This window comes from Falsiroseomonas sp. E2-1-a4 (genome assembly GCF_051433165.1).
GTDB lineage: Bacteria > Pseudomonadota > Alphaproteobacteria > Acetobacterales > Acetobacteraceae > Falsiroseomonas.
Genome location: NZ_JBHMFS010000047.1, coordinates 1 through 7300, shown reverse-complemented (window position 1 = coordinate 7300; position 7300 = coordinate 1). Strand labels below are relative to the sequence as shown.

The window sequence follows — 7300 nt, the reverse complement described above, 5'->3', positions numbered from 1 at the left end:
GCCGCATAGCGCAACCCCATGGCCGCCTACATCTTCCGCAGGCTTCTGCTCGTGGTGCCGACCCTGCTTGGCATCATCCTCATCAATTTCGCGGTCGTGCAGTTCGCGCCGGGTGGGCCGGTGGAGCAGATGCTCGCCGAGTTGCGCGGTGAGGGGCAGACGCTCGGCCGTTTGACCGGGGAGGGGCCGGGGGAGACACGGGCGCCGGGTGGCGCTGGCATGGGTGGTGGCGGGGGTGAGGGGCCGGTTGGCACTTATCGCGGGGCGCGGGGGTTGGACCCGGCGATCGTCGCGGAGATCGAACGGATCTTTGGTTTCGACAAGCCGGCGCATGTGCGGTTTGGCGAGATGATGTGGGGCTATCTCACCTTCGATTTCGGCCGCAGCCTGTTTCAGGATCGGCCGGTGGTGGATCTGATCGTCGAAAAGATGCCGGTCTCGATCTCGCTTGGCCTGTGGTCGACGCTGATCATCTATCTGGTGTCGATCCCGCTCGGCATTCGCAAGGCGGTGAAGGACGGCACGCGGTTCGATATCTGGACCAGTGGCGTGGTGCTGGTGGGGTATGCGATTCCGGGGTTTCTGTTCGCGATCCTGCTGGTGGTGTTTTTCGCCGGCGGGTCGTTTCTGCAATGGTTTCCGTTGCGGGGCCTGGCGAGTTCGGGCAGCGAGATGTGGCCGTTCTGGCAGCGGGCGCTGGATTATGCCTGGCACATGGCCTTGCCGACGCTGGCGCTGGTGATCGGCGGGTTTGCCGGGCTGACGATGCTGACCAAGAATGCGTTCCTCGATGAGATCGGCAAGCAGTATGTCGTCACTGCCCGGGCCAAGGGCAATTCAGAAACGCGCATCCTGTATGGGCATGTGTTCCGCAATGCGATGCTGCTGATCATCGCGGGTTTTCCGGCCGCCTTCATCGGCATCCTGTTCACGGGCGCGCTGCTGGTGGAAATCGTGTTCAGCCTGGATGGGTTGGGGCTGCTGGGGTTCGAGGCGGCGATCCGGCGCGATTATCCGATCATGTTCGGCACGCTGTACATCTTCACGCTGATGGGGCTGATCCTGCAGATCATTGGCGATGTGATGTACACGGTGGTCGATCCGCGCATCGACTTCGAGGCGCGCCGATGACGCCGATTACGCTGCGGCGCATTGCGAATTTCAAGGCGAACCGGCGCGGCTACTGGTCCATGTGGATCTTCCTCGTGCTGTTCGTGCTGACGCTGTTCGCGGAGCTGCTGGCGAACGACAAGCCGCTGGTGGCACGGATCGATGATCGCTGGCTGTTTCCGGCGGTGGTAGGCGGCTACGCGGAAAGCGATGTGCTGCCGGATGGCCTGCCCATCACCATGGATTGGCACGAGCCGTCGCTGCGCGCGGAATTCGCGGAGCGTGGTGGCTGGGCGATCTGGCCGCTGGTGCCCTACCGCCACAATTCCGTGGTGCGCGATGTGGGTCAGCCTTCCCCGGCGCCGCCTTCCGCGCAGAACTGGCTGGGTACGGATGACCAGAGCCGGGACGTATTGGCGCGGGTGATCTACGGGTTCCGTCTGTCCGTGCTGTTCGGCTTTTCGCTGACCATCGTCAGTTCGCTGGTCGGCATCGCCGCGGGGGCGGTGCAGGGGTATTACGGTGGCTGGGTCGATCTCGGCTTCCAGCGATTCATCGAGATCTGGTCCGGCATGCCGCAGCTTTATCTGCTGATCATCCTGGCCAGCGTCATCGAGCCGACCTTCATCACCCTGCTGGTTTTCCTTCTGCTGTTCTCCTGGATGTCGCTGACTGGCGTGGTGCGCGCGGAATTCCTGCGTGGGCGCAACCTGGATTATGTGCGGGCGGCGCGGGCGCTCGGGGTTTCGGATACGGCGCTGATGATGCGGCACATCCTGCCGAACGCGATGGTCGCGACGCTGACCTTTCTGCCGTTCATTCTCTCGGGGTCGGTGACGGTGCTGGCGAGCCTGGACTTTCTCGGGTTTGGCCTGCCGCCTGGTTCACCCTCGCTCGGGGAGCTGGTGAACCAGGGGAAGAACAATCTGCAGGCGCCCTGGCTGGCGATGACCGGCTTCTTCGTGCTCGGCGGCATGCTGACCTTGCTGATCTTCGTGGGTGAGGCGGTGCGCGATGCCTTCGATCCGCGCAAACTGCCGGGGGGCGGGAAGTGACACAGCCCTTGCTGGATGTGCAGGACCTGTCCGTCGCCTTCGGGGCGAAGACCGTGGTCCACGGTGTCTCCTTCACCGTGCAGCGGGGGGAGACGGTGGCGCTGGTCGGCGAAAGTGGCAGCGGCAAATCCGTCATCGCTCTGTCCTGCCTGCGGCTGCTGGCGGGTGCCGGGCACAATCCGCAGGGCCGCATCACGCTGGACGGCACGGATGTGCTGACGGCGCAGGGCGAGGATCTCCGCCGGCTGCGCGGCGGCATCGCCGGCATGGTGTTCCAGGAACCGATGACGTCCCTGAACCCGCTGCACTCGGTGGGCCGCCAGGTGTCGGAGGCGGTGACGCTGCATCGCAGCCTGAACGGTGAGGCGCTGCGCCTGCGCGTCGTGGAATTGCTGACCCGCGCTGGCTTCCCGCAGGCGGAGGCGCGGCTGAACGCCTATCCGCACCAGCTTTCCGGCGGCCAGCGGCAGCGTGTGATGATCGCGGTGGCGCTGGCCAATGACCCGGCGCTGCTGATCGCGGATGAACCCACCACGGCGCTGGACGTCACCATCCAGGCGCAGATCCTGGAATTGCTGGCCGACCTCAAGCGGCGCCTGAACATGGCGGTGCTGCTGATCACCCATGACCTCGCCATCGTCCGCCGCCATGCCGACCGCGTGGTCGTGATGCGCCACGGCCAGGCGGTGGAGGCCGGCACGGTGGCGGAGGTTTTTGGTAATCCGCAGCACGACTACACTAGGATGCTGCTGGCGACCGAACCACGCGGCCGCCCCCAGCCCGTGGCACCGGACGCCCAGGAACTTCTCCACGGCAGTCAGATAAAGGTTCACTTCCCCATCAAGCGCGGCATCCTGCGCCGCACCGTGGGACTGGTGAAGGCGGTGGATGGCGTGACCGTCGCGATCCGCGAAGGCGAGACGGTCGGCCTCGTCGGCGAATCCGGCAGCGGCAAGACCACCCTCGGCCTGGCGCTGCTGCGGCTGGAGACCAGCGAGGGCCCGATCAGCTTCGAGGGCGCGCCGATCCATTCCCTGTCCCGCGCCGCCCTGCGGCCGCTGCGCCGGCGCATGCAGATTGTCTTTCAGGACCCCTATGGCAGCCTGTCCCCGCGCATGACGGTGGCGGAGATCGTCGGCGAGGGCCTGCGCGTGCATGAAAACCTCTCCACCGCCGAATCGGAGAAACGCGTCGCGGCGGCGCTGGAGGAGGTGGGGCTGGATGCCACCATGCTCGCCCGCTACCCGCATGAATTCAGCGGCGGCCAGCGCCAGCGCATCGCCATCGCCCGCGCCTTGGTGCTGAAGCCGCGGCTGGTGGTGCTGGATGAGCCGACCAGCGCGCTGGATGTCTCGGTACAGGCGCAGGTGGTCGATCTGCTGCGCGACCTGCAGACCCGGCATCGCCTGGCTTACCTGTTCATCTCCCACGACCTGCGCGTGGTGCGCGCCCTGGCGCACCGCATCATCGTCCTGAAGGACGGCCGGGTGGTGGAGGAAGGGGAGGCGCAGGCGGTTGTCGAGACGCCGCAACAACCCTACACCCGCGCCCTGATGGCGGCGGCCTTCGACCTGACCACCGCCGGCAGCGAGGGTACGGTTCGGACATGAGCGAGGCGGAGGATGCGGTGCTGCCGCCGCTGGAACGGCTGCGGAGCCTGCTGGATGCGCAGCAGGTGAAGCTCGGCGTGCATATCCGCAAGATGAACTCCCCCGGCAGCCCCGTTTACCGGCATGGCGAGAACATCTGGCCTGCGGCCGGCATCCTGGTGTTCTCCTTCGCCGCCACGGCGCTGATCCATTTCTATCTGGGCGCGGCGATCCTGGCGGCGGGTTGCTGGTGGTGGCTGGCCAAGGTGCAGCCAAAGATCCGCGATGGCGTCTTCGAGCGCGCCAGCTTCTGGGCGCTGCAATCCGAGGACCATTTCGACGGGCTCTGGGCCAAGGGCGTGCTGACGCTGCATGCCGAATTGCCGGATGGTCGGAAGTTCGCTGCCGCGCGCCGTGATGATTGGCGCGCCTTCGCCCGGCTTGTCTATCGCGAAACCAAGGGGCCCGAAACCAAGGGGAATGACGCCTGATGGCCGTACTGCTCTCGACCAAGCCGGCGACGATGGAGATGTGGCGCGCCGCCCTGCTGGCGGTGGACCCCACGCTGGAAATCCGCCTGTTCCCTGATGCTGGCGACCCGGCCGCGATCGAGGCCGCGGTGGTCTGGACCGCGCATGACATGGCGGAGCTGCGGCGCTACCCGAACCTCCGCCTCATCGTCTCCATGGGGGCCGGCGTGGACCATCTGCTGCGGCCGCCCGGCCCGCCGCCCGGCATTCCGGTGGCGCGGCTGGTGGACCGGATGCTGACCACGCAGATGGGCGAATGGGTGCTGCTGAACGTGCTGCGCTTCCACCGCCAGGATCTGGACTACCGCAGCCAGCAGCATTCCCGCATCTGGGAGGAACTGCCGGCGCCGGTGACGGCGGAAACCGGCATCGGCTTCCTCGGCCTGGGCGAGCTTGGCACCCATGCGGCCGGGCTGCTGCGCCGCCTGGGTTTTCCCGTGCTCGGCTGGTCGCGCCGGCCGAAGCAGATGGCGGGGGTGGAGACCTTCCATGGTGCGGAGGGCCTGGCGGCCATGGCCGCGCGGTCCCGCATGCTGGTCTGCCTGCTGCCGCTGACGCCGGAGACGCGCGGGATCATCGATGCCCGGCTGCTCGGCCTGTTGCCGCGCGGCGCCTTCCTCATCAACGGTGCCCGGGGCGGGCATGTGGTTGATGCGGACCTGCTGGCGGCGTTGGACAGCGGGCAGGTGGCCGCCGCGGCGCTCGATGTGTTCAGCCCGGAACCGCTGCCAGAGGCGCACCCCTATTGGGCGCATCCCCGCGTGGTGATGACGCCGCATGCCGCCAGCATCACCATCCCGGAAAGTGCCGCGCCGCAGGTGGTGGAGAATCTCCACCGTGCCCGCGCCGGCCAGTCGCTGCTGAACCTGGTCGACTTCACCGCCGGCTACTGAGCCGGCACCGGGTCAGCCCGCCTTGCGGGCTTCCTCGGGTACCACCGTGTCCTGCGCCGTCTGTTCGGCCACGGTCATGATGCTGCGCATGTCGCGCAGGAAGGCGGCGCCCTTCAGGGTGCGCTGGACCAGCACGCTGCGGCGGTCCATCGGGTCCACCTTGCGGCGGGCCAGGTCCAGCTCACCCAGCCGGTCCAGGGCGCGGGTGATGGCGGGCTTGGAGACATTCAGCTCCGCCGCCAGCCCGCGTACCGTATGCGGCCCATCCGTCAGATAGACGGTCAGGAAGACGCCGAGCTGTCGGGCCGACAGGTCCGGTCCGTCGCGGCGCACGAGTGCCACTACGGTGTCGCGGAGAATGCCGACGAGCTGATCTGAATTCGCTTGATTGGCCATATTGTCCATTCCTTCTGCGTCACGCTTGCGGCTGGCCTGTGTCGGTTTCACCGTGGCGCCGGCGCGGCTCGCGCCGCGCCTCCCTTTCGGCCCGCTTTGCGAAAGGTCTTGTTCCGACGTCCTCGTCTGAGAGCGCCGCGAGCCAGAAAGTTCCCGTTTCATCTCAAATTCGTTACCGTCCTGGGGGCTGATGAAGTGAAACCAAATTGGTGACGGCGCGTAACAGGGCACGAGCCGACTGGACCTCGCCCCCCTCGGGCCGTCCGGGCCGTGTCTGGTCGTTCCATGCGTAGACATCCAGATGTGCCCAACGGCTTCCGCTTGGTATAAAATGTTGCAGAAACAACGCGGCAACCACGGATCCCGCCATGGGCTTGGAACTGACGTTGTTGATATCAGCAACCGGACTGTCCAGCCAAGAAACGTAATTTTTTATGAGCGGCAATTGCCAGACTTCATCATCGACTGCTGTACCGGCAGCAAGAATACTATGTGCGAGCTCTGCATCATTGGAAAACAGGGCCGGCAGATCCGGCCCCAGCGCCACGCGTGCCGCGCCGGTCAGCGTCGCCGCGTCCAGCAGCAGGTCCGGCTTCTGTTCCCCCGCGAAGGCCAGCAGATCCGCCAGCACCAGGCGGCCTTCCGCATCCGTGTTGCCGATTTCCACGGTCAGCCCCTTGCGGGTGCGGATCACGTCCATCGGCCGGAAGGCGGTGCCGGAGACGCTGTTCTCCACCGCGCCGACCAGCAGCAGCAGGCGAATCGGCGTGCGGGCGCGCATCAGCATGTCCGCTAGCGCGATCATCGCCGCCGCGCCGCCCATGTCTTTTTTCATGCGCAGCATGCCGGCGGCCGGCTTCAGATCCAGCCCACCGGTGTCGAAGCACACTCCCTTGCCGCAAAGCGCCACCAGCGGCCCGTCCGCCGAGCCTTCCCAGCGCAGGATTGCGACATGCGGCGCGCGGGGGCTGCCCTGGCCGACGGCGGCAATGGCCGGGAAACCCTGTTCCAGCGCCGGGCCGGACACATCCTCGAAGCCCGCGCCATGCGCCGCGGCCAGGCGGCGCACTGCCTCGGCCAATTGTTCGGGGCCGAGGTGGTTGGCCGGCTGGTTCACCAGGTCCCGCCCGGTCCAGATCGCGGCCGCCTGCTGCTGCGCGGCCTCCGTCCCCGGGGCCGGCACCAGCCGCGCGGCGCGGCGCTGCGGCTTTGTCTTCAGCCCGGCGAAGCGGTAGGCGCCCAGGCACCAGCCGAGCGTCGCGGCCGCCGCATCCGGCGCCCCTTCGATGCGCCAGTCGGTGCCTTCAGGCAGGGCGAAGGGCAGCGCGCCGAAGGCCCAGGGGCTGGCGGCGGCTGCCGCATCTTCGCCCAGCCCGAGCACCGCACCGGCCAGCCCCGCCTCGCCCGGCAGCAACCGCCAGTCCTGTGCCTTGGCGGCGAAGCCGCTGGCGCGCAGCCAGGCGGCGCTGGCCGGCGGCAGGCTCGCCCGCAGCGCGTCCAGCCCGCCCGGATGCACGGCCCGGAGCGGCAGGGTGGAATCGCTGGCGTGGGTCAGGCAATCCATCGGGACGACTCCGGTGCGGCGGGGTGAAAGCGGGACCACGCCGCACATCCTGCAACGAGAAGGCTAGCATGGTAACGAATAACAACCAGGGGATGTAAGACCAATTGTTTCAGCACGCGTGATCTGGCCGGGCGCTGGTGCTTTCGGCGCGGCGCAGCCGGTG

7 protein-coding genes are annotated in these 7300 nt (G+C 67.4%); 5 read left to right on the top strand and 2 right to left on the bottom strand.

Features of this window, described 5'->3' with window-relative positions; all coding sequences use genetic code 11:
* Window positions 1-18: 18 nt before the first annotated feature.
* Genes ACFHNC_RS24350 through ACFHNC_RS24330 form a run of 5 tightly spaced genes read left to right on the top strand, consistent with a single transcriptional unit; the run spans window position 19 to window position 5177 of the window.
* Entirely contained in the window at window positions 19-1131 is a 1113-nt protein-coding gene (locus tag ACFHNC_RS24350) for a microcin C ABC transporter permease YejB (protein ID WP_437171832.1), read from the top strand.
* Entirely contained in the window at window positions 1128-2165 is a 1038-nt protein-coding gene (locus ACFHNC_RS24345; protein WP_437171831.1) for an ABC transporter permease, read from the top strand. The genes ACFHNC_RS24350 and ACFHNC_RS24345 overlap by 4 nt, the downstream gene beginning before the upstream one ends.
* Window positions 2162-3775: an ABC transporter ATP-binding protein gene (locus ACFHNC_RS24340; RefSeq protein WP_437171830.1), complete on the top strand. Its 1614-nt coding sequence runs from the start codon at window positions 2162-2164 to the stop codon at window positions 3773-3775. Before ACFHNC_RS24345 ends, ACFHNC_RS24340 begins: the two co-directional genes overlap by 4 nt.
* A complete protein-coding gene (locus ACFHNC_RS24335; RefSeq protein WP_437171829.1) occupies window positions 3772-4245 on the top strand; it encodes a hypothetical protein in 474 nt (157 codons plus the stop codon). Before ACFHNC_RS24340 ends, ACFHNC_RS24335 begins: the two co-directional genes overlap by 4 nt.
* A complete protein-coding gene (locus ACFHNC_RS24330) occupies window positions 4245-5177 on the top strand; it encodes a 2-hydroxyacid dehydrogenase (protein WP_437171828.1) in 933 nt (310 codons plus the stop codon). The genes ACFHNC_RS24335 and ACFHNC_RS24330 overlap by 1 nt, the downstream gene beginning before the upstream one ends.
* Before the next feature lie 12 nt (window positions 5178-5189).
* Here ACFHNC_RS24330 and ACFHNC_RS24325 read toward each other — a convergent pair whose 3' ends face one another.
* Both ACFHNC_RS24325 and ACFHNC_RS24320 read right to left on the bottom strand, forming a co-directional pair.
* A complete protein-coding gene (locus tag ACFHNC_RS24325; RefSeq protein WP_304814287.1) occupies window positions 5190-5573 on the bottom strand; it encodes a MarR family transcriptional regulator in 384 nt (127 codons plus the stop codon).
* A 172-nt stretch (window positions 5574-5745) separates the two neighbouring features.
* Complete coding sequence (locus ACFHNC_RS24320) at window positions 5746-7137, bottom strand: leucyl aminopeptidase family protein (protein WP_437171827.1); 1392 nt, start codon at window positions 7135-7137, stop codon at window positions 5746-5748.
* Window positions 7138-7300 lie beyond the last annotated feature (163 nt).